At 31.3% G+C, this 23,173-nt stretch carries 15 protein-coding genes; 11 read left to right on the forward strand and 4 right to left on the reverse strand.

Annotated features, from left to right (window positions below):
- The first annotated feature begins 268 nt into the window (after nucleotides 1–268).
- The 9 genes from AC2D6T_RS05885 to AC2D6T_RS05925 all read left to right on the forward strand — a co-directional run bounded on the left by AC2D6T_RS05885 (nucleotide 269) and on the right by AC2D6T_RS05925 (nucleotide 17,363).
- The gene (locus AC2D6T_RS05885; RefSeq protein WP_484680807.1) at nucleotides 269–3,436 is read left to right on the forward strand and encodes a glycoside hydrolase family 2 TIM barrel-domain containing protein; all 3,168 of its coding nucleotides are present in this window, start codon (nucleotides 269–271) and stop codon (nucleotides 3,434–3,436) included.
- Between the two features lie 11 nt (nucleotides 3,437–3,447).
- Complete coding sequence (locus AC2D6T_RS05890) at nucleotides 3,448–4,866, forward strand: Ig-like domain-containing protein (RefSeq protein WP_298949185.1); 1,419 nt, start codon at nucleotides 3,448–3,450, stop codon at nucleotides 4,864–4,866.
- An 11-nt stretch (nucleotides 4,867–4,877) separates the two neighbouring features.
- Nucleotides 4,878–5,723, forward strand: coding sequence for a glycoside hydrolase family 16 protein (locus AC2D6T_RS05895; protein WP_298949184.1), 846 nt, complete (start codon nucleotides 4,878–4,880; stop codon nucleotides 5,721–5,723).
- A gap of 80 nt (nucleotides 5,724–5,803) precedes the next feature.
- Complete coding sequence (locus AC2D6T_RS05900; protein ID WP_484680808.1) at nucleotides 5,804–9,262, forward strand: hypothetical protein; 3,459 nt, start codon at nucleotides 5,804–5,806, stop codon at nucleotides 9,260–9,262.
- 26 nt (nucleotides 9,263–9,288) lie between these two features.
- The gene (locus AC2D6T_RS05905; protein WP_484680809.1) at nucleotides 9,289–10,563 is read left to right on the forward strand and encodes a glycoside hydrolase family 17 protein; all 1,275 of its coding nucleotides are present in this window, start codon (nucleotides 9,289–9,291) and stop codon (nucleotides 10,561–10,563) included.
- Between the two features lie 56 nt (nucleotides 10,564–10,619).
- Nucleotides 10,620–12,059, forward strand: coding sequence for a glycoside hydrolase family 30 protein (locus AC2D6T_RS05910; protein WP_484680810.1), 1,440 nt, complete (start codon nucleotides 10,620–10,622; stop codon nucleotides 12,057–12,059).
- A 10-nt stretch (nucleotides 12,060–12,069) separates the two neighbouring features.
- The gene (locus tag AC2D6T_RS05915) at nucleotides 12,070–13,635 is read left to right on the forward strand and encodes an MFS transporter (protein ID WP_484680811.1); all 1,566 of its coding nucleotides are present in this window, start codon (nucleotides 12,070–12,072) and stop codon (nucleotides 13,633–13,635) included.
- Between the two features lie 9 nt (nucleotides 13,636–13,644).
- Entirely contained in the window at nucleotides 13,645–14,553 is a 909-nt protein-coding gene (locus tag AC2D6T_RS05920) for a glycoside hydrolase family 17 protein (RefSeq protein ID WP_484680812.1), read from the forward strand.
- 341 nt (nucleotides 14,554–14,894) lie between these two features.
- Complete coding sequence (locus AC2D6T_RS05925) at nucleotides 14,895–17,363, forward strand: T9SS type A sorting domain-containing protein (RefSeq protein WP_484680813.1); 2,469 nt, start codon at nucleotides 14,895–14,897, stop codon at nucleotides 17,361–17,363.
- Nucleotides 17,364–17,556: 193 nt separating this feature from the next.
- On the opposite strand, the gene AC2D6T_RS05930 is transcribed toward AC2D6T_RS05925, so the two are convergent.
- Both AC2D6T_RS05930 and mnmE read right to left on the reverse strand, forming a co-directional pair.
- Nucleotides 17,557–17,913, reverse strand: a complete 357-nt coding sequence (locus AC2D6T_RS05930; RefSeq protein ID WP_298949351.1) for a hypothetical protein — start codon at nucleotides 17,911–17,913, stop codon at nucleotides 17,557–17,559.
- Nucleotides 17,913–19,307 (reverse strand): tRNA uridine-5-carboxymethylaminomethyl(34) synthesis GTPase MnmE, encoded by a 1,395-nt coding sequence (gene mnmE, locus AC2D6T_RS05935; RefSeq protein ID WP_484680814.1) that lies wholly within the window; start codon nucleotides 19,305–19,307, stop codon nucleotides 17,913–17,915. The genes AC2D6T_RS05930 and mnmE overlap by 1 nt, the downstream gene beginning before the upstream one ends.
- Before the next feature lie 239 nt (nucleotides 19,308–19,546).
- On the opposite strand from mnmE, the gene AC2D6T_RS05940 reads away from it, so the two are divergent.
- A complete protein-coding gene (locus AC2D6T_RS05940; RefSeq protein ID WP_438988265.1) occupies nucleotides 19,547–19,885 on the forward strand; it encodes a DUF4870 domain-containing protein in 339 nt (112 codons plus the stop codon).
- 182 nt (nucleotides 19,886–20,067) lie between these two features.
- Here the strand turns inward: AC2D6T_RS05940 and AC2D6T_RS05945 are convergent, their stop codons facing one another.
- A complete protein-coding gene (locus AC2D6T_RS05945) occupies nucleotides 20,068–20,499 on the reverse strand; it encodes a DUF4268 domain-containing protein (RefSeq protein ID WP_484680815.1) in 432 nt (143 codons plus the stop codon).
- A 109-nt stretch (nucleotides 20,500–20,608) separates the two neighbouring features.
- Nucleotides 20,609–21,190, reverse strand: coding sequence for a MiaE family protein (locus AC2D6T_RS05950; protein ID WP_438988268.1), 582 nt, complete (start codon nucleotides 21,188–21,190; stop codon nucleotides 20,609–20,611).
- Nucleotides 21,191–21,288: 98 nt separating this feature from the next.
- Between AC2D6T_RS05950 and AC2D6T_RS05955 the strand changes: the two genes are divergently transcribed.
- Complete coding sequence (locus AC2D6T_RS05955) at nucleotides 21,289–23,139, forward strand: cation:proton antiporter (protein ID WP_484680816.1); 1,851 nt, start codon at nucleotides 21,289–21,291, stop codon at nucleotides 23,137–23,139.
- Nucleotides 23,140–23,173: the final 34 nt, after the last annotated feature.

Here is a 23,173-nt window from a genome sequence, read left to right on the forward strand (position 1 = left end):
TCATGATAAATAATTACCCATACAACACCTCAACAAACTCATAGATTTTATTTTTTTTATTTTAAAAAAAAGCCAATCTATATCTAATCATTACCAACTAACAAGGTGTTTTTTTAAAATGTATGCTTTTTGTAGCGGTGTATTTTGTTGTTTTATCATTATTTAAGTATTAATTTTATAACATTCAAATTTTATTAAACTAATTCTTGCCTATTGCTATTATAACTATACTAAGAATTAAATTTAGTACCAATAAACAACACATATTATGAAAAAAAATTTATTGAGGTTAGCTCTATTATTGTTTACAACCTCTTTTTGCGCTCAAACAAATAAAATTGAAGTAGCAAAAGATGTTAAAGGTTTTAAACTAGTGGTAGATGGCAAAGACTTTATTGTAAATGGAATTAATTGGGATTATGTTCCAATAGGCTATAACGTATTAGACGCCAAATTTTGGGAAAAACCTGATGACATTATCAAAGCTGGTTTAGATGGCGAAATGCCCCTATGGCAAAATATGGGTGTCAATGCTATTAGAACTTATATTGGTATACCTCCCAAATGGATAACCTACATCTATCAGAATTTTGGTATCTACACAATGATAAATCATCAATTTGGCGCATACGGTCTTACACTAGATGGCGTTTGGTATCCAAATACAAAATATGGCGATCCTAAAGTTCGTAAACATCTTTTACAAGAGTCTGTTAAAATGGCCAATACATATAAGAACACACCTGGTCTTTTGCTATTTATGTTGGGTAATGAAAATAATTATCACCTTACATGGCAAGGTGCTGAAACAGATGAAGGTATCGTAATAAACGATCAAGATGAGGCCAAACGATCAGAAGCTAAAGCCATGTATAAATTGTTTAACGATGCTGCAAAAGCGATAAAAGAGGTTGATAAAAATCACCCAATAGGAATCTGTAATGGAGATTTATTGTATTTAGATATAGTCGCATCTGAATGTAAAGACTTAGATATTTACGGAACAAACATGTATCGTGGAGAGTCTTTTGTTGATGCTTTTGATAGGGTAGCAAAAGAGTTTGGTAAGCCAATTCTATTTACAGAATTTGGTTCAGACGCATTTAATGCCAGAGATAATAAAGAAGACCAATTAATGCAAGCGCATTATATGGTTAGTAACTGGAAAGAAATTTATGAAAATGCTTACGGCCTTGGAAAAGCACAAAACTCATTAGGTGGTTTTACTTTCCAATCAAGTGATGGATGGTTTAAAGCAGGATTTGATGAGAGAAAGAATGCAACAATTCATGACACAGAAGCTTCTTGGCCTAGTAATGGTTACAGTAGAGACCAAGCTAAAGAAGGCGATAAAAATATGAATGAAGAGTGGTTTGGTATTGCTGCTAAAGGGCCAACAGATATTAGAGGCTTATACACCTTATATCCAAGAGCATCCTATTACGCTCTTAAAGAAGCGCATAACTTCAATCCCTTTATTAGCAATGCTACTGAATTTAAAAATCATTTTAAGAACATCAATTTGATGGCTGCAGTACTAAAAGCAAGAGGAGATAAAGCAGCCGTTGGCGGAACAGAAAAATTATCTCTATCAAATCTAAGAGCAGAATTTACAACATTTAATACTGGAGGATCTTTAATAACTACTCCAGAAATTTCAAATGGTAAAGGGTTAGCATACCCAGATAGACAAGGTTTTGATCATATGCAATCTTATTATATCGGTGTTAAAGGGCAGCCTACTAACAATATGAAAGCTGAGGTTAATTTCAATATTTTAGGAAATGTAGCAGGTAATCCAATAGATGATATTTTCTACGAAAATGTGGGGAGACCAATTCAAGTAGATTCTCCAAACGGTCCTCTAACACTTTCAGACAATAATAGATTAAGAGTATATAATGCTTCTTTTGAGTGGAATGCAAAAGATTTTGATATGAGAGGTTTTTACAGAACAGGTCATTATCACTGGGGGTATGAAGGAGATTTTTTTGGACTATATCCAGAAGCAAATTACGGGCCAAATTTAGATATTTATAATGGAGAAGTTTTAGGTGTAGAAGTAGATGGTAAAGGAGTTTTAAATGGTTTAAAAGCGGCCTTTGGACCACAACTTTGGTGGGGTGCAAACCCAGCAGTTTTGTTAAAGTACCAAAGAAAAATGTTAGGGTTAGATTTCTCTGCAGTATACCATAAAGATATTGTAAATGGTAATGGTATTGATGAAAACGGAAATCGTATTTTTGATCCAGAACAAGCAAGATCAGGTGTAATACCAGCTTTACCAACAGAAAGAGCAACCATCGCTTTTGAGAAGAAAGGAGCACATTTTGGTTGGACTTTAGGAGCCATTTGGGCAGGTAAACCTTTAAATGGTAGGATGTATCAAGATATTAATGCTAATGGTCAAGTTGTTAATGATAAAATACAATCGAAAGACAATTGGGGTGGTAAAGCAAAAGTAACTTACACCAATGGCGGATTTAATTGGTATGCACAAGGTTCTATGATGGGCTTAGTAGCTAATGGAGGTGTAGATCCAACCTTAACTTTTACTGGATGGAAATTAAAAGATTCTGGTAGTAGAAACATGAGTAATTTTTTAACTGGTATAGCTTATAATTTTGGAGGTAAATTTCAAATAGCACCTAACTTTTTATATCAAAAACCATTGGTAGACCCTATGCCTAATGATGTTGACGCTCCAGGTCGTTTAAGAAACTGGGTAGATGATCCTTTTTCGGTAAGAGGTGGTAATAGAGAAACAACAGCTGGAGAACTCCTTTTTACATACGATCCAACACCTGGCACTTACATGTATCAATGGGATAATGATAGAGCAGAAGATGCAAAGTTTGCCTTTAATTTAGGCTTTGTGTATCGTCATTTACCAACTACACAAGATGCTGCAATTGGTTTCTTAGCAAACAGATCTTATTTTGCTTTTTCTAAATCAGCGCCTGCACAAGATTTATGGGAAATACATTCTAGAGTAGTCTCTAAAGTTCATACAGATTTAGGTTTGGTTGCAAACTTATACTATGGTACAGCACAAGCAAATGGTGATAGTGATAGAACCATTTATAGAGGTGGAGCAGATTTAAGAATGATATTTAATAAAATGAAAGTTACAGGAATGGTAAAGGTTAACGACTGGGGACCTTTTGATTATCATAGAGATTTCAACTTAACTTTTCCATTACAAATGGTATTAGACGTATCAACTTCATTAGGAAAACCAGATTGGTTTATTCTACCAGATACAAAAGTAGGTATTATGGGTACTTGGCGTTCATTAAATGAATTTTCACCAAGATATTCACCAAATAATACATCTACTACATTTTCTACTGTGCCAACCATAAGTCCTGTTGGTTTTCCAAACGGTTCAGAGTGGGAGATTAGAACATATATTCATATTAATATTGGAAAATAAAAATTAAAAAAATGAAAACAATACATAAAATATTTTCAAAAATAACCCTATTAATTTTTTTAGTAGCTTTTATCTTTTTAGGATGCGAAAGAGAAATTTCTGGTGAAGCGGTTGTTGCTAGTTTTTCTTCAACTGCAGACGTATTTATAGATTCACCAGTTGGTATGGGTAGCGATTTTTACTTTCCATATGCGGGGTCTAAACTAACAGCTTGGTCTGTAGATGAAAATGAAGCATATCAAGGCACAGCATCTATGCGTTTTGATGTGCCAAATGAAGATGATTCTAATGGTAATTACGCAGGAGCCATATTCAGAATTGAAGGTGCAGGTAGAGATTTAAGTCAGTACGACGCATTAACTTTTTGGGTTAAAGCATCACAAGGTGTTACTATTGGCGAATTTGGTTTTGGTGAAGATTTTTTAGAAAATAAATTCAGAGCTACAATTCAAAATACATCTGTAGGTACTTCATGGCAAAAAGTGATTATTCCACTTCCAGATGCCTCTAGATTAACTGAAGAAAGGGGCATGTTTAGATATGCTGCTGGTACACAAGCCACAAATGGTTTTGGGTATACTTTTTGGATAGACGAATTAAAATTTGAAAAACTAGGAACTATTGCACAACCAAGACCATCAATATCTAATGGTGAAGATGTTACTGTAAATACCTTTATTGGAGTAAAAATCAATATAGACAATTTAAATCAAACTTTTAACTTAGGTAATGGTCAAGATATCACAATTACAACTGCTCCAAGTTATTTTACTTTTACTTCTACAGATCCTAGTGTAGCAAGTGTAAATTCATCTGGAGTTATAGAAATAAATGCTGCCGGTACGGCGGTTGTTACAGCAAGTTTAAATGGAGTAGAAGCAAAAGGATCCTTAATAATTAATTCTCTAGGTTCTTTTAGCTTTCCACCAACACCAACTAGAAATCCAGATGATGTTATTTCAATCTTTAGCAATCATTATACAAATACTAATGTAGATTTTTATAATGGATATTGGCAACCTTATCAAACCACCGAATCTGCAGATTTTAGTGTAAATGATGATGATTTTTTAAATTATACGAATTTTAATTTCGTAGGTATTCAATTTGCTAGCCCTACAATTAATCTAACTTCACTGGCTAACTTGCATTTTAATATGTATATACCAAACGAGGTCCCTTCTAATTTTGATTTTTTAGTAACAGTAGTAGATTTTGGTCCCGATGGTGTAAATGGTGGTACAGATGATACAAGACAGCAATTATTTGTTAGAAAAACACCAAGTATTGTGGCAGATTCTTGGATGACCTTTGAATTTTCATTGAATGGTTTAACTAATAGAAATAATGTTGGATTACTCATCTTCGAAAATATTAATTTTTCATCACTTACAAATTTGTATCTAGATAATATCTATTTCTATAATTAAAATAAAATAAAATGAATTTTATAAATAAAAATAAATCAAAACTTCGTTTACCATTATTTGCATTTGCAATCGTACTTTTTTCAAGTTGCGAAAATGGCGAAACTCAAACAGTTACCACAAAATCTGAATTAGTTTGGTCAGATGAATTTGATACAGATGGCGCACCAGATAGTAATAAATGGACTTTTGATATTGGAGACGGTACTGCTCAAGGTATCCCTGGATGGGGAAATAATGAGTTACAGTATTACACAGATCGTCCAGAAAACATAGTTGTTCAAGACGGTATGTTGCATATTACTGCTAACAAAGAAACTTTTATGGGGGCTACCTATACTTCTGCTAAAATCTTAACCAAAGGTTTATATGAAACTAAATATGGAAGGTTTGAAGCTCGTATTAAATTGCCTTGGGGTAAAGGTTTGTGGCCAGCATTTTGGATGTTAGGAGACGATGCTGACGGCACTGTTACTTGGCCAAACATTGGGGAAATAGATATTATGGAATACAGAGGTCAACAGCCAACAATAACCCATGGTAGCGTTCATGGACCTGGTTATTCTGGAGCAACACCTATAACTAAAAGCTACGAATTAACAAATGATAGGTTTGATACTGGTTTCCATATTTTCGGAATAGAATGGGGAGAAAATTACATTAACTATTATGTAGATGATGTACTTTACAATCAAATTACACCAGCAGATTTGCCAGAAGGCGCAAATTGGGTATTTAATAGCAACCAATTTTACATAATATTAAACATGGCTGTTGGTGGTAACTTTTTAGAAAACCCAGATTTAAATACTGTTTTTCCACAAACCATGATTGTAGATTACGTAAGAGTATACAAATAGAACAAAAATTAAATATTACAAATTAAAAATAAAAACATTGTTTTTCATGTCTTTAGATATGTTTTAAGTATGATTTTATAATGACCAAGAATACTATTTATTTAGGTAAAAATTTAGCAGAAAACACTGCTTTAAAGGTAAAAGGAGAATTAGTAAACTTTGATAACGAAGTTTATTACAAAATTTCGAATAGTAATAAAATGAGACCCTTTTTTATGAGTCTTGTTAGTAACGCCAATCACTGGATGTTTATTTCTAGTAATGGAGGTTTAACTGCAGGTAGAAAAGATGCAGAAAATTCACTATTTCCTTATTATACAGATGATAAAATAACAGAATCTGCAGAAGTAACAGGTAGTAAAACAATACTACAAGTTCATAAAGAAGACAAAACTTTTCTTTGGGAACCTTTTTCTGATAAATATGAAGGCGTTTACCAAATAAAAAGAAACCTTTACAAAAATAGTTATGGAAACAAAGTTGTTTTCGAAGAAGTTAATGAAGATTTAGGATTAACTTATAGATATCACTGGAATACTTCAAATGAATATGGTTTTATTAGAAAATCAAACTTAATTAACAACACAAATAATAAGGTTGATGTAACTATTTTAGATGGGGTTCAAAATATTTTGCCTTATGGAGTAACTTCAGCAATTCAAGGTATACGCAGTAATTTAGTAGATGCTTACAAAAAAAGTGAGTTAGAAACAAGTTCTGGTATAGGTATTTATGCATTAAGTGCAATTATTGTAGATAAAGCAGAACCAAGCGAAGCATTAAAATCAAATTTAGTTTGGTCTTTGGGTGTTAAGAATCCAACATACTTAATTTCTTCAAGACAATTAGACGCTTTTAGAAATGGTGAAGAAATGCATCAAGAAATTGATGTAAAAGCAGAAAAAGGAGCTTATTTTACAATTCAAGATTTGTCTTTAGAGGCAAATGCGCAAGAATCTTGGTGTTTAATTGCAAACGTTAATCAAGATTTAGGAGATTATCATCGTTTGGCAAAACGCATTAAAACCGAATCTAATTTATCAACCTTACTTCAAAAAAGTATAGATGAAGGCACAGCGCAATTAATAAAATTAGTAGCTGCTTCTGATGGTTTAGAGTTGGGTGAAATACAATTAAGAAATACACGTCATTTTGCAAATACACTTTTTAACATTATGAGAGGTGGTATTTTTGATGATGGATATAAAATTGAAAATCAAGATTTTAAAAAATACTTAAAAGGTGCAAACCAACAAGTATTTAAAAATCAACAAGAAATCATTAATAAATTTCCAGAAGAATTTACGGTAGATTATTTAAAAAACACAGCAAAGACAAGTAAGGACAAAGATTTTAAAAGACTGTGTTTTGAGTATTTACCTTTAAAATTTAGTCGTAGACATGGAGATCCAAGTAGACCATGGAACCGTTTTTCAATAAACACACAAAGTGAGATTGATGGTTCTAAAATATTAGATTACGAAGGAAACTGGAGAGATATTTTTCAGAATTGGGAAGCATTAGCACACTCATATCCAGAGTTTATAGAAGGTATGATTCATAAGTTTTTAAATGCTTCTACTTTTGATGGTTATAATCCTTACAGAGTTACCAAAGGTGGTTTTGATTGGGAAACTATAGAACCAGATGATCCTTGGTCTTACATTGGTTATTGGGGTGATCATCAAACAATTTATTTATTAAAATTCTTAGAATTTATAGAAAATTATTATCCTGGTAGATTGTCAGAAAACTTTACAGAACCTGTTTTTGTATATGCCAATGTGCCCTATAAAATTAAAAGTTATCAAGAAACATTACAAAACCCAAAAGATACCATAGACTTTGACCAAAAAGCGCATCAAAAAATAGATGAATTAAGAGCTCAAATTGGTGCAGATGGGGCTTTGTTAAGAGACGCAAATGATTCCATTTATAAAGTAAATATGATGGAAAAATTGTTAGCAACACTATTAGCAAAAGTAGCTAACTTTATTCCAGAAGGTGGTATTTGGATGAATACACAAAGACCAGAATGGAATGATGCCAACAACGCTTTGGTAGGTAATGGAGTTTCTATGGTAACGCTTTATTATTTACATCGTTTTATTACATTTTTCGAAAAAGTAGTGTCAAATACTGATATTGAAGAATATACGATATCTAATGAATTGGTTACTTTTTTCAACAAAGTTGTGACATCATTAAAGGATAATGAAAGTATTTTGTCTAAAAACATTTCTAATGCAGATCGTAAAAAAGTTTTAGATGGTGTTGGTGAAGCAGGAAGTGAATACAGATTAAAAATTTACGCAGAAGGTTTCCAGAATAAAAAATCGCCAATTTCTAAACAAGAATTGGTAGACTTTTTTAGCATTACCAAAAAATATACATCACAAACAATCGATGCCAATAAGCGCAAAGATAATTTGTATCATTCTTATAATTTAATGACTGCAGAAAATGATAAAGAAGTATCAATTTCTTACCTGTCAGAGATGTTAGAAGGGCAAGTTGCAGTATTAAGTTCTGGTAGCTTATCTCCAAAAGAATCCTTAGCAGTTTTAGATGGTTTAAAAGCAAGTGCTTTGTTTAGGCAAGACCAATACAGCTACATTTTATATCCTAACAAAGATTTAGGAAGATTCATTGATAAAAACAATATCCCAGAAACAGCTGTAAAAAAATCGAAACTATTACAACAATTACTAGCAGAAGACAATCGTCAAATTGTAGAAAAAGATGTTGCTGGAAATTATCATTTTAATGGAAACTTTAACAATGCGAATGCATTAAAAGTAGGATTGAAAAACTTACCAGAAAAATACCATTCTTTAGTAAACAATGAAGAGGAATTGTTGTTGGCAGTTTACGAAGAAATGTTCGATCATAAATCATTTACAGGAAGATCAGGAACATTCTTTGGTTACGAGGGCTTAGGGTCTATTTATTGGCATATGGTTTCTAAACTATTATTAGCAGTTCAAGAAAACTGTTGGTTGGCTGTAAATAATAACGAAAGTGAAGATGTTATTGGTAGATTATTAGAACACTATTACGAAATTTTTGAAGGAATTGGTGTGCATAAATCACCAGAATTATATGGTGCTTTCCCAACAGATCCATATTCACATACACCAGCAACAAAAGGAGCGCAACAACCTGGTATGACAGGTCAAGTAAAAGAAGATGTGCTTTCTAGAATGGGCGAATTAGGTGTTTTTGTAAAAGATGGAGAGGTAACATTTAATCCAAGATTACTTAGAGATGAAGAGTTTTTAAAGACTTCAAAAGATTTCGAATATATAGATGTAGAGAATCATAAAAAAACACTAGTTCTTGACTCAGATACTTTAGCTTTTACCTATTGTCAAGTACCTATTGTCTATACATTGTCTTCAGAAAATAAGTTAAAAGTATTTTATACAGAAGGCAAAACATCTACAATAAATAGTTTAAAGTTAGATAAAAATAACAGTGATAAATTATTTAAAAGAACAGGTGAGATCAACAAAATTATAGTTTTTGTAAACAAATAAAAACATCCGAATTTAAACAGTTAGTTATGAACATAAATAAGACACTTTTTTTAGCTCTTTTTGTATTGATGTTTAACTTCGGATGTAATAAAAAAAACAACACAGAAAATACTCAAACAGTATCAATGACAGCTTCAGAAATTTTAGGAAACCCTAATTATTTGGCAATATCATATGGTGGTTATAGAGAAACCTCTAGAGAAATTCAACCAACAATAGAAGAGTTGAAAGAAGATTTAAAAATTCTTTCTGCTATGGGCGTTAAGGTTTTAAGAACTTACAATGTACAACCCAAACTGCCACATGCTTCAAATGTTTTAAAAGCAATTTCAGAGCTTAAAATAGAAGATCCAAATTTTGAAATGTATGTAATGTTAGGTGCATGGATAGATTGCTTAAATGCATGGACAGATAAAGTTCCTAATCATAATATAGAAAGTCCTCAAAACGAAGGAGAAATTAAAAGAGCAGTAGCCCTAGCAAAACAATATCCAGAAATTGTAAAAATAATAGCTGTTGGTAATGAAGCTATGGTAAAATGGGCAGCAAGTTATTTTGTACAGCCTAATGTAATTTTAAAATGGGTAAACCATTTACAATCGTTAAAACAAAAAGGAGAGTTACCTAAAGATTTATGGATTACAAGTTCAGACGATTTTTCATCTTGGGGTGGTGGAGATCCTCTTTATCATACAGAAGATTTAAATAAGTTGATAAAAGCAGTAGATTATATTTCTATGCATACGTATCCATACCATAACACACATTATAACCCTGCATTTTGGAAAAATCCGAATCACTTAAAAAATCTGTCAGACAAAGAAAAGATTGATGCTAGTATGCTAAGGGCTTTAAATTTTGCAAAAAACCAATATAAAGGTGTTGTTAATTATATGAAAAGTATTGGTGTAAATAAGCCTGTTCATATAGGAGAAACTGGTTGGGCAACCATTTCTAACGGTCTTTATGGACCAGATGGTTCTAGAGCAACAGACGAATATAAACAAGGTTTGTACTATAAATATATTAGAGATTGGACCAATAAAGAAGAAATTGCTTGTTTCTATTTTGAAGCTTTTGATGAACAATGGAAAGATGCCAATAATTCGAAAGGTTCAGAAAATCATTTTGGGTTAATAAACTTAAAAAGTGAAGCTAAATACCCACTTTGGGAAATGGTTGATAACCATGTTTTTAAAGGCTTAACTAGAAATGGAAAACAGATAACCAAAACTTTTAACGGAGATAAAGAGCAAATGATGAAAACTGTTTTGGTGCCAAATACAGATTATCCAAGATAAATATTATTAAAATGAAATTCAATATTTTTTTTTCGACACTTTTTTTATTAGCTATAATGAGTTGCACACAAAAAGATAATACACTTGCTGTAGAAGTTTATGAAACTTCTGCTGCAGGCAATAAATTAGCAAAAATCACCAATTTTAAATCTGTAGAAAAGAGTTCTATCATAGCATTAGATCCTTCAAAAACATTTCAAACAATTACAGGTTTTGGAGGCGCATTTACAGAGTCATCTGCATATTTATTAAATAAATTAAGTAAAAAAAATAGAGATACTATTTTACAAGCCTATTTTTCAAAACAAGGTGCTAACTACTCATTAACAAGAACTCACATGAATTCTTGCGATTTTTCACTATCTCAATATTCATATTCTCCAGTTGAAGATGATATAAATCTAGAACACTTTACTATAAAAGATGATATAGATGATTTAATACCGATGATAAAAGATGCTCTAAAAGTATCTGAAGATGGTTTTAAAATATTTGCATCACCTTGGACAGCTGCCCCTTGGATGAAAGATAACAAAGAATGGGTTGGCGGTAAATTATTGCCAAAATATTATGATACTTGGGCGTTATTTTTCTCTAAATATTTAGATGCTTACCAACAAGAAGGAATCGATATCTGGGGTTTTACAGTAGAAAATGAACCTCATGGAAATGGTAATAATTGGGAGTCTATGCATTTTACACCTAAAGAAATGACAGATTTTGTTCAATTTCATTTAGGACCAAAGTTAGAAGTAGAGGGTTATGGTGATAAAATTATTTTAGGGTACGATCAAAATAGAGCAGGCTTAAAAGAATGGGTAGATGAAATGTATAGAGATGAAGCCTCTTCTAAATACTTTGATGGTACTGCAATTCATTGGTACGAAAGCACTTATGAGGTGTTTCCAGAAGAACTACAATATGCGCATAACAAAGCACCAAATAAATATTTAATAGAAACAGAAGGTTGTATAGATTCTCAAGTGCCTGAGTGGAAAAATGATGTTTGGTATTGGTCAAAAGAATCCACAGATTGGGGTTGGGATTGGGCTCCAGAAGATCAAAAGTATTTACATCCAAAATATGCGCCTGTAAATAGATATGCAAGAGATATTATTGGTTGTCTAAATAATTGGGTAGATGGTTGGGTAGATTGGAATATGGTTTTAGATAGACAAGGTGGCCCAAATTGGTTTAAAAATTGGTGTGTAGCACCCATTATTGTAGATTCAGATAAAGACGAAGTATATTTTACACCATTATATTACACAATGGCGCACTTTAGTAAATTTATTAGACCAGAAGCAAAAGTTATTGGATTAGAAAATTCAGATAAAGAGTTACAAGTTACAGCAGCACAAAACAAAGATGGTTCTATAGCTGTAATTGTATTTAATGAGGGTAAAAAAGCGAAGAGCTTTACATTAAAATTTAAAGAAAAAGAAATTACTATAAACATAGATCAACAAGCATTACAAACAATATTAATTAACTAAATTATAAAATATGTCTAATATTAAAACAACAGCAAGAGGAAAAGTACCTTTTGGACAAAAAGCAGCATTTGGTTCTGGTCACTTTGTATTAAACCTTTTACCAGGTGTATTGGGTGTGTATCTCCAGGTATTTATTTTAACAGCTTTTGGTATGGATCCTGTTTGGGCTGGTTTATTAGGCGGTTTACCTCGAGTTTTTGATGCTTTAACAGACCCCATTATGGGCTTTATTTCAGATAATACAAAATCTCGTTTTGGTAGAAGAAGACCTTATATTTTTACAGGGGCAATAATAAGTGGAATCCTATTTATTTTAATGTGGCAATTAGATGAAAACGCATCACAAACCTTTAACTTTTGGTATGTAATGATTTTGCAAATTCTGTTTTTGGTAGGAAACACCATGTTTGCAACACCATTAGTTGGTTTAGGATATGAAATGACATCAGATTATAATGAAAGAACAAGATTAATGAGTCTTGCAAATAGTATGGGGCAAATTGCGTGGATGATAGTTCCTTGGTTGTATGTAATTATTCCAGATGTAAATACGTTTGACAATCCTGCACAAGGGGTAAGAACAATGGCAATAATTGTAGGTGGTGTATGTATATTATTTGGAGTTTTACCTGCATTTTTCTGTAGAGGTATAGATTCTGCAAATATGGATAATAGACAGGTTATTACCCTTAAAACACTTGCCTCTAACTTTAAAGAGTTATTTAAAGCAATCAAACAAGTATCCAAAAACAAGCCTTTTATGAAACTTTGTGGTGCTACTTTTTTAGTATTTAATGGGTTTCAATTAGTGGCTGCATTTTCTGTATTTATCATTGTTTTTTATATGAATCATGGTAGTTGGGAGCAAGCAGGTACTTGGCCAGCTTGGTTTAATACTTTAAATGCGGTAATTACTGCTTTTATAGTAATACCAATTGTATCTAAAATGGCAACAAAATGGGGAAAAAGAAATGCTTTTTTAATTTCTACATTTTTGTCGATAATAGGTTACGTTCTAAAATGGTGGGGTTTTGATATTGCTCTAAATAAAAGCTTTAATGAAACAGCTTTAGGAGAATCAATGACCAATGGTGTGGCTTCTATTTTTGAATTTTTAAATCCTTATTTAGATACTATTGGTATGTCTTGGTTTAGTATAGATGCCAGTAACGGAATACCATGGCTTATCTTTTTACCAATACCATTTTTTGCTTTTGGTATGGGAGGTTTATTTACCCTAATGATGTCTATGACTGCAGATGTTTGTGATTTAGATGAATTAGAAAATGGAATGCCTAGAAAAGAAGGAACTTTTGGAGCCATATACTGGTGGATGGTAAAGTTAGGGCAAGCAATTGCAATTATTTTAAGTGGTGTAATACTTAAGTTTGTTGGTTTTGATCAAAACATTACAAAGCAAGCACTAGAAACAATGACATCGTTAAGAATTGCAGATATTGTAGTACCTGCAAGTACAGCAGCATTAGCAATGTTTGTCATGTGGAAATATAGTTTAAATGAGTCTAAAGCTAAAGAAATTAAAGAGGTTTTAGTGAAACGTAGAGGAGAATTATAAAAAAAATATATGTCATTTAGAGGAAAACATAATTATTTAGTAAGTACCACCAATTATAGTGGTTACCGAGGTAAAGATTTTTCGAAATATTCATTAGAAGATTTAAAATCACAATGGAAAGAGGTTTTAAACCAAGGAATGCATGGTATTTGTTTTAGTATGTATGAAGATGGTCAAGAGCCAGGAGACACTATTACAGAAGAGCAGGTAGAAAGACGTATTAAAATATTAAAACCCTATACAAAATGGATCCGTTCTTTTTCTTGTATAGAAGGTAATGAACACATACCAAGAATCGCACAAAAACATGGATTAAAAAATATGGTGGGGGCTTGGTTAAGTGATGATTTAGAAAAAAATGAGCAAGAAATAGACGCATTAATTCAATTAGGTAAGCAAGGTTACATAGATATTGCTGCAGTTGGTAACGAGGTTTTATACAGAAACGAATTAACTTTAGAACAACTGTTAGCCTACATTAAAAGAGTAAAAGAAACACTACCAGATGTTGCAGTGGGTTATGTAGATGCTTACTACGAATTTTCTAGACACCCAGAACTGGTAGAAATTAGCGATGTAATTCTATCAAACTGTTACCCATATTGGGAAGGATGTCATATAGACGATTCTTTAAATCACATGCAACAAATGTTTTACCAAGCTACAAAAGCTGCAAAAGGTAAAAAAGTAATTATTACAGAAACGGGTTGGCCAAGTAAGGGGGGAACTGAAGTAGCAGCAGATTCTAATGAAGAAAATGCAATAAGATATTTTATAAACACTCAAAAATGGTCTCAAAAAGACAACGTAGATATTTTTTACTTTTCATCTTTTGATGAATCTTGGAAAACTGGAGATGAAGGAGATGTTGGAGCTTATTGGGGGTTATGGGATAAAAACGAAAAACTAAAATTTTAAAACATCTTATTCAATTATAAAATGTATTTTATTAATCCTTTAAATATGAGTTATTTAAAGGGTTTTTTAGTTTCTAACTACTTGTCAAATTTTTAGAATTCACCAATCTTTTTTTACCCATACACTACCAATACACACTTATTTTTATTTACAAAAAAATATTATTTTTTTATTAAAATAATTTCAATGTAAACTACCGCTCTCACTACAATGTGCTAATTTGTTAAATGTTAAATTTAGTTTTTTTATTTTTTGTATGTTTTTTGTTGAGGTGCTATATGTTAAAAATGAATATATTAAAGTTAATATTGTATATAACAATTTAAATAAACTTTATAATTATGAAAAAAATTACATTACTATTGATGTTATTTGTTACATCACTTTTAACATCGCAGAATACAGTTTCTGTTGATGCTTCAAAGACTTGGAAGTCATTTGTAGCTGCATTTAATGTTTCGGACGGAAATTTTGAATTTGGGTTTAATTATGAATTTGCAAAAAATAAATCAACATTTTCTGGAAACGTATTAACTATGCAACCCAATTTTTTAATTTGGGCTGAAAATGCAGCATCATGGGATGCTGGTTGGTTTAGCGCTTCAGAAACTCCTAACAAAACCGTTGAAGTAAGTGGGTTTGTAGAAGATAGTAGTTTAGCAGGTTCCGATTTAACTTTTTCTGGAAACTTAGATTCTTATACAATAGCTTCTGGATACACCGTAAAAGCTTTTATAAAAGCTTTAGATCCAGGTAACAATTATGCAACGGTTACAAATAAAACATTCACTTTAACAGATGCGGTTAGTACTTTTAGTGTTTCTGCTTCTGCAAGTGAGTTACCTGCAGGTCATATTGTACAGTATGGTTTTTCAGTAACTGGTTTAATAGCAAATCCTACTGAAGAAAGTAATTTAGGCAGCGTTGTTGTAAGTAACCCAGCAAATAGTAGTCAAACGGCAACTTACGATTTGCTAGAGTCATTTAACGGTACTGGTTTACAAGGTGGTTTTGGTGATGCAACTCCAGTTTATGATGCTGACCCCACAGATGCCAATACTCAAGTTGTTAAAATAACAAATACAAATGGTGCAAATTGGCAAGGTACAGACGTTACTTTAACTACTCCTTATACTTTAACAGCAGCTACCCAGCTATCTATGCAGTTAGATGTTTATTCAACTACAGCTATAACAATTGCACCTAAAGCACAAGGAGGTGTTGATGGGGCTCCAGATTCAGTTACTTCTGTAAGCCATACTGGATCAGGTTGGGAAACTTTAACGTTAACATTCGACCAAAGCTTGGATGGGAAAGGACAAGCCAATGGTATTTATACTGATTTTGCACTCCATACCAATTGGGATACTAGTACTAACAATTTTGGAACACCAGATGGTAGAGTTTTTTATATAAAAAATCTTAAAGGTTTACCAACAACACTTCCAGAAGATCCAGCACCAACTGATGCTCCAACCACTCCTCCAACAAGAGATGCAGCAGATGTTATTTCTTTGTTTAGTGATGCTTACACAGATAAACCTAACGTTACGTTTGGAACTGATTGGGATGAAGCTGATATTTCTGATGTTACAGCAGCAGGAAATAATATTAAAAAAGTTTCATTTGCATCAGGTCAAAATGCTAATTTTGTAGGAATAGATTTTGCAAATTCAAAAATAGATTTAACATCATTCACTCATTTCCACATTGATATTTGGACAGAAACAGAGACTTTAGACAAGAGTTTTAATCACAAATTAGTTAACTTTGCTAATGTAGAAGCAAAAGAGACTAGTGCAATAGAGTTTTCTACAGCTAATGGTTCAAGTCCTGCTTTGCCAAATCCTAACCCAGGAGGTTGGATATCATATGATATACCATTTTCATCATGGATTGTAGCAGGGAATACCGGTATTAATTTAAGAGATAATATTGCACAATATATAATTACTTCAAATTTAGGAGTTGTTTATGTTGATAATATATATATATATAAAGATGGTTCTGGGACTGGAAATACTGGAGATAATGCATCAGGTGATATAATTAATTGGACTTTTGATGAAGCTGCTTCTATAAACGTATTTGATAAAATTGCAGATGCTGCTGCAGATACAAATGCTGCAGTTAATTTTAATGAAATTGGTAATGGTACAGGTGCTTTAGAAATAATAGGCGTTAATAGTGCTGGTGGAGCTGGTAAAAATTATTCTTACAGATATCAAAACGAAAATTTTGATTTTAAAGGTAATTCTGAATTTAATATTTCTTTTGATGTTAAATTTGTTGGGAATTATGTTGGTGCTGCTTTTCACACGGGGATCCAAGTGCCAAATACAACTTCTGGTGCAGGTGTAAAACAAATAAATAAATTAGATTTACAAAGTCAAATAAATAATTCTACTTGGTCTAATATAGAATTTAATGTTTCTGACAATGATTTTAATGGTTCAAATGGATTATTTATTTTTGATTTTATAATTGCTGCTGGTGCTGATGTGAATGCTGGAGGTACTGTTTTAATCGATAATTTTAAGATTTCTGGTTTAACTACTGCAAGCGTAGATAATAATAAGTTATTAGGTTTTTCTATGTTTCCTAATCCAGCTAAAACTCAATTACAAATATCAGCAAAAGAAACGATTACTAAGGCAGATGTTTTTAACGTTTTAGGTAGAAAGGTAAAGTCTTTTACAGTTAATAATACAAGTACTAGTTTAGATATTTCAGAATTAAGTAAAGGTATTTATTTAATTAAGTATGAATCTGCAGGAAGAGTAGGTACAGCAAAATTTATTAAGGAATAGTTTTTTACACTAATACCTTAAACTTTAAAAACGCTCAAATTTATTTGAGCGTTTTTTTATGGCTAAAAATATTGTTTGATAATAGAATTAAATTACAAAAAAAGATAGAAAAGTATTTTATTTTAATTGATTACACCAACAACAAATTCAAAGACATTACATCTAATTTACCAGTAGAAAAAAGGTGTTTTTTTTAGTTTAAAATTTCTTTTTCCTTACATCTAAAACAATTTTCTTGTCCCAAAAAGTTAGGGTTTCCAAATTCTTCAGACCAAAAACCCTCTAAAATATCTTTGGTAATACATTTATAAACTACAACACCTTTGTAGATTTCGTTTTCATCACCTTGATATTCAAAATTAATAACCAATATATTATTCTTAAAAAAACCTTTGCCAAATTGTTGCTGGCTTTTATTTATTAGCCATTTAGCATCAATTCTATGATTGCTATCAAGGCTTAGACTTAATATACCTTTGTAAGTGTTTTCAGAATCATCTTGGTTACTTCCAATAATTTGATACTCTCCAATTAAATCTTCTATAACCATTACTTGCCAATACAGAAATTAGAAAAAATATGGCCTAAAATATCTTTATCTACATCATATTCTCCTGTAATATTCCCTAAATGACGCAAACATTCTCTAATATCTATAGAAAATAAATCTGTAGAAATTTCTAAATCTATCCCTTGTTGTACAGAGGTAATTGCTTCTAAGGCATTGTTTAAAGCTTCAAAATGTCTAGAATTGGTTACAATAGTTTCGTTATTGCTTAGCGCACCGATATTTACCAAAGATGTTAGTTCGTTTTTCAATTCTTCTATCCCTGTTTTTTGCTTTGCAGATAAAGGAATTAAGTTTTCAATTTCCGATTCTAAAATAGATAAATCATGACAAGATAACGTATCTACTTTATTGGCAATAACCAACAACCTTTTATTTGGGAAACGCTTTTTTATGGTATCAATTTCCTCTAAAAAAGAATCCTTTGAGTGGATGTATTTATTGGCATCAATTAAGAAAATAATCAACTGTGCATTTTCTGCTTTTTCATACGCTTTTTGTATTCCAATACTTTCTACAACATCTACAGTTTCTCTAATTCCTGCTGTATCTATAAATCTAAAAGCAACACCTTCTATAATTAATTCATCTTCTATGGCATCTCTAGTAGTACCAGCAATGTCAGACACAATGGCTTTTTCTTCGTTTAAAAGTGCATTTAATAGTGTTGATTTTCCTACATTAGGTTCACCAATAATAGCTACTGGAATTCCGTTTTTCATGGCATTTCCAAACGAAAACGAATCTATCAATCGTTTTAAAACAAAAGTAATTTTTGCTACCAGTTCTTTAAATTGAGTTCTGTCTGCAAATTCTACGTCTTCGCCAGAAAAATCGAGCTCTAACTCAATTAAAGCAGCAAAATCTAATAATTTTTTTCTCAATTCTTTTAACTCGCTGGTAATGCCACCTCGCATTTGTTGTATGGCCATTTGGTGGCTTGCAGCAGAGTTTGAGGCAATTACATCTGCAACCGCTTCTGCCTGACTCAAATCCATTTTTCCGTTTAAAAAAGCGCGCATCGTAAACTCCCCATTATCTGCCATTCTACAACCTTTTTGCAAAAATAATTGTATAATTTCTTGCTGAATAAAACTAGATCCATGACAAGAAATTTCTACAACATTTTCACCAGTATAAGAAGTTGGATTTTTAAAAACAGATACCAAAACTTCATCTAAAACAATATCATTTTTTATAATATGCCCTAAATGTATGCTATGTGTTTTTTGCTTTTTTAAAGATTTATCATTTTTTATCGATTTAAAATTGGCATCAACTATATTAATAGCATTTTCTCCAGAAAGTCTAATTACAGAAATTGCGCCAACTCCTGCAGGAGTCGCCAAAGCAATAATGGTATCATTTTGAATCATATTGCAAAAATACGCAAACATTTTACTACAAAAAACCAAAAAGTTTAGCGCATTTTTAGTAATTAGACTTTTTAGCTAATTACTATCAATTTTATAAGCTAACTATAAACAAGCAAAAATAAATTGAAGTTAGTATAAAACTAAAAAAGTATATTTGTTTAAGCAATCTATTAATTTTTTGAAAATATATTTTTGTAACAAATACTAAATTTTTCGGTCAAATAAATAAAGTAACAAACATGAAAGAAGACAAACAACTATTAGTATTAACTCACTTAAGTCAATTATTAGATTTTGTATCAGGAATTGGTGGTTTTATTGTGCCGTTAATTTTATGGCTTACCAAAAAAGACGAAGTTTATGGTATGGATTTTCACGGAAAAGCCATTTTAAACTTTAGAATATCTATGTTTATTTACATATTAATATGTATCCCTTTAATTTTACTTTTAGGTTTAGGTATTTTAGGTTTAATCATTTTAGGGTTTTTATATTTAATCTTACCTATAACAAATGCCATCAAAGCAAGTAATGGAGAAGCACCACATTATCCATTAAGTATTCAGTTTATAAAATAATTTTTGGGCGTTCCCTTTCAGGTCAGGCTTTCCACTATATCTTTTTATGTTTAATGTTTTATAAAAGAATATTTTTTTAAAGGAGAAAGTAGTTGTTATTTATAGAGAAAAAGCAAACATAAAAAGGATGTCGTTTCAATCCTTAACGCAAGCTAGTTTGCCAACAACGTAATTACTTTTAACTAAATGTTTTTTATAATAGCTTCATATTCGTGAAAAAAAAGCTCAAATTTAGGCATGGTTGCTACAAAAAACTCAAAACAATCTCTCCAAGTATTTTTGTTGTGGATGCTAAATTTACGTTCAAAAGGTACATAAATTCTTCTTATGATTTTACCATTATCAAGTTTATAACAATCATTAAAAATAACTTCTGGTAATGCTGCCTCTAAAAGAGTTTTTAAAGAAAGTAATTGGTCATAATACAACATGTTTGTTAACTCATCAGGATTTTCTAAATCCAAACAAACCATGGCTCTTTTTCTGTCAGCAACAAATTTAAAAGCCAAACCTTTTACTTTGGTATTGTACAACAACCATTTTCTTGGAAACGATTTTCCAAAACTAGTCCAAAATTCTTTTCTAAGTTTTGCAGCTTCGTCTTTAGAAAACATTTTTTTTTAATCAATTTTTAAATTCAATAATATTTTGTTTTTTCACCATAAACCATAAACCATAAACCATAAACCATAAAAACCATAAACCATAAACCATCAACCAAAATTACCCATGAATTTTAGCCACATGTCCACGTTCACGCATCATTTCTGCTTCAAAAGCCAACAAAGCATTCCATTTTTGGTCTACAATTTCTCTATCTTGATATTGTCTTGCAAACTGTAAAAAAGTAGTATAATGTCCAGCTTCAGAAATCATTAAATTTTTGTAGAATTTTTGCAGTTCTTCATCTTCCATGTTTTCAGAAAACACTTTAAAACGCTCACAACTTCTTGCCTCAATTAAAGCAGCAATTAACAAACGTTGCACCAAAGCTTGTGTTCTATCTTTGGTTTTAGGAAAAAACTTCTGTAACCTTATGGCATAATCGTTTTTTTGCTCCCTGCCTAAAACCATTCCTCTTTTAACCATCAGCAAGTGTACCATTTTAAAATGTTGCATTTCTTCTATGGCAATGTTGCTCATTTCCTTAACTAATTCAGTTTCTTCAGAGTAATTTATAATAATAGAAACAGCATTAGAAGCTGCTTTTTGCTCTAAAAAAGCATGATCTGTTAATATTTGTTCTAAGTTTACTTTGGCAATTTCTGCCCAAGAAGTTTCAGTTTCAAACTGTAATCCTAACATAATATATAAGTTTCTGATGCAAAAATAAACAATATTTCATGTAAAGAAACTTGCCACAACTATGTTTTTTCATAAATTAGACTTTTTAAAAAATTAACATGTTAGAATTAGCAGGAATTATAATTTTAGGAATATTGGCACAATGGGTGGCTTGGAAATTTAAAATACCAGCCATCTTACCATTAATACTAATAGGTTTGTTGGTAGGCCCAATAGCAGCAGCATATTTAAGTGAAGATGGCTCTAAATGGATAGAACCCATTTGGAATGGAGAAAAAGGTTTATTTCCTGGAGAAGGTTTGTATTATTTTGTTTCATTAGCCATTAGTATCATCCTTTTTGAAGGAGGTTTAACCTTAAAAAGAAGCGAAATTAAAAATGTAGGTCCTGTAATAACCAAATTAATTACCGTGGGTGCTGCAATTACCTTTTTCGGAGCTGGTATTTTAGCACACTATATATTTCATTTAAGTTGGGATTTATCCTTTCTTTTTGCAGGTTTAATTATAGTAACTGGGCCAACAGTAATTACACCTATTTTAAGAAATATTCCTCTTAAAAAAGATATTTCTACTGTTTTAAAATGGGAAGGTATTTTAATAGACCCAATTGGTGCACTTGTTGCAGTATTGGTTTTTGAATTTATTAGTGTTGGTGGGGGTGGTGGTTTTACCAAAACTGCCTTAATTGAGTTTGGTAAAATATTACTTTTCGGAACAACTTTTGGGTTTACGTTTGCACACGCTTTAGCTTTTGCAGTCAATAAAAGGTTAATTCCACACTATTTATTAAATGTGGTTTCTCTTTCTGCGGTTTTATTGGTTTTTGTTGAGTCTGAGCTTTTTGCGCATGAATCTGGCCTTTTAGCAGTTGTAGTTATGGGGATGGTTTTAGGAAATGGAAAATTAAATAACATTAAAGAGCTATTGTATTTTAAAGAATCGCTAAGTGTTTTATTAATTTCGATTCTTTTTATTTTACTTTCAGCAAACATTAATATAGAAGATTTAATGCTTTTATATACCTGGAAAACAGCCTCTTTATTTGCCATAGTTGTTTTTGTATTAAGACCTTTAGCAGTTTTTGTAAGTACTTTTAAATCAAAATTAAAACTTAATGAAAAGCTATTTATAAGTTGGGTAGGTCCTAGAGGTATTGTTGCCGCAGGAATTGCATCACTTTTTGGTAGTAAATTGATAAAACAAGGAGTAGAGGGTGCAGAATATATTACACCTTTGGTTTTTATGATTGTTTTAGGAACCGTTTTGTTAAATGCAACAACAGCAAGAGTTTTTGCAAAATTAGTAGGGGTTTTCTTAAAAAAATCGGATGCAATTTTGTTTGTAGGAGCTTCAAACCCTGCAAGATTAATTGCTAGTTTTCTAAAAGCTAAAGGCAAAAGAATTATTTTAATAGATTCTAACAAAAATTTTGTGCAACAAGCTTTAGATGATGATTTAGAAGCATTTAAAGTAGATGTCTATGATGATGAATTAACTGATAATATAGAGTTAAATGATGTTGGATATTTAATTGCTTTAACAGGAAGTGACATGGTAAATAAACATGCAATTAATAAGTTTTCTCCAGTATTTGGTGAGCATGGTTCTTATAAATTAGCATCTTCTGAAGAAATTATTGAAGCAACAGTTACTGAGAGAAAAAACTTTTTTACACCAAATGACGATTATATAAATTTGAGTGAAGCTTACAGAGAAAATCCGAATATAACAGAAGTAAAAATAGCCAATAAAGAGGAATATGATAAGGTTTTAGAAATGCTATCTGAAGAAGAAAAAGCAGTTGCGCTATTCATAGAAAAAGGTACAGGAATTTATTTAATTCCTGAGTTTGAAGAAACAGAAGCTATCAAAGAAAACTTAGTTTTATCTTATTTAGGTAAAAAAATGAATTTTCAAAAAAATAAAAATAAAAAAAGTAAAATTTAAAAAGCAGTTTATTAAGTGTACTAAATGCACTCAT

The sequence above is a fragment of the Polaribacter sp. YIW18 genome (assembly GCF_057219325.1).

What these genes read in the sequence shown, in the direction of transcription:
- AC2D6T_RS05915 (WP_484680811.1), top strand. Translation starts at nt 12,070, where the DNA reads ATGTCTAATATTAAAACAACAGCAAGAGGAAAAGTACCTTTTGGACAA.
- AC2D6T_RS05945 (WP_484680815.1), bottom strand. Translation starts at nt 20,499, where the DNA reads ATGTTTTCTAAAGACGAAGCTGCAAAACTTAGAAAAGAATTTTGGACT.
- AC2D6T_RS05905 (WP_484680809.1), top strand. Translation starts at nt 9,289, where the DNA reads ATGAACATAAATAAGACACTTTTTTTAGCTCTTTTTGTATTGATGTTT.
- AC2D6T_RS05910 (WP_484680810.1), top strand. Translation starts at nt 10,620, where the DNA reads ATGAGTTGCACACAAAAAGATAATACACTTGCTGTAGAAGTTTATGAA.
- mnmE (WP_484680814.1), bottom strand. Translation starts at nt 19,307, where the DNA reads ATGATTCAAAATGATACCATTATTGCTTTGGCGACTCCTGCAGGAGTT.
- AC2D6T_RS05920 (WP_484680812.1), top strand. Translation starts at nt 13,645, where the DNA reads ATGTCATTTAGAGGAAAACATAATTATTTAGTAAGTACCACCAATTAT.
- AC2D6T_RS05955 (WP_484680816.1), top strand. Translation starts at nt 21,289, where the DNA reads ATGTTAGAATTAGCAGGAATTATAATTTTAGGAATATTGGCACAATGG.
- AC2D6T_RS05885 (WP_484680807.1), top strand. Translation starts at nt 269, where the DNA reads ATGAAAAAAAATTTATTGAGGTTAGCTCTATTATTGTTTACAACCTCT.
- AC2D6T_RS05950 (WP_438988268.1), bottom strand. Translation starts at nt 21,190, where the DNA reads ATGTTAGGATTACAGTTTGAAACTGAAACTTCTTGGGCAGAAATTGCC.
- AC2D6T_RS05890 (WP_298949185.1), top strand. Translation starts at nt 3,448, where the DNA reads ATGAAAACAATACATAAAATATTTTCAAAAATAACCCTATTAATTTTT.
- AC2D6T_RS05925 (WP_484680813.1), top strand. Translation starts at nt 14,895, where the DNA reads ATGAAAAAAATTACATTACTATTGATGTTATTTGTTACATCACTTTTA.
- AC2D6T_RS05895 (WP_298949184.1), top strand. Translation starts at nt 4,878, where the DNA reads ATGAATTTTATAAATAAAAATAAATCAAAACTTCGTTTACCATTATTT.
- AC2D6T_RS05930 (WP_298949351.1), bottom strand. Translation starts at nt 17,913, where the DNA reads ATGGTTATAGAAGATTTAATTGGAGAGTATCAAATTATTGGAAGTAAC.
- AC2D6T_RS05900 (WP_484680808.1), top strand. Translation starts at nt 5,804, where the DNA reads ATGACCAAGAATACTATTTATTTAGGTAAAAATTTAGCAGAAAACACT.
- AC2D6T_RS05940 (WP_438988265.1), top strand. Translation starts at nt 19,547, where the DNA reads ATGAAAGAAGACAAACAACTATTAGTATTAACTCACTTAAGTCAATTA.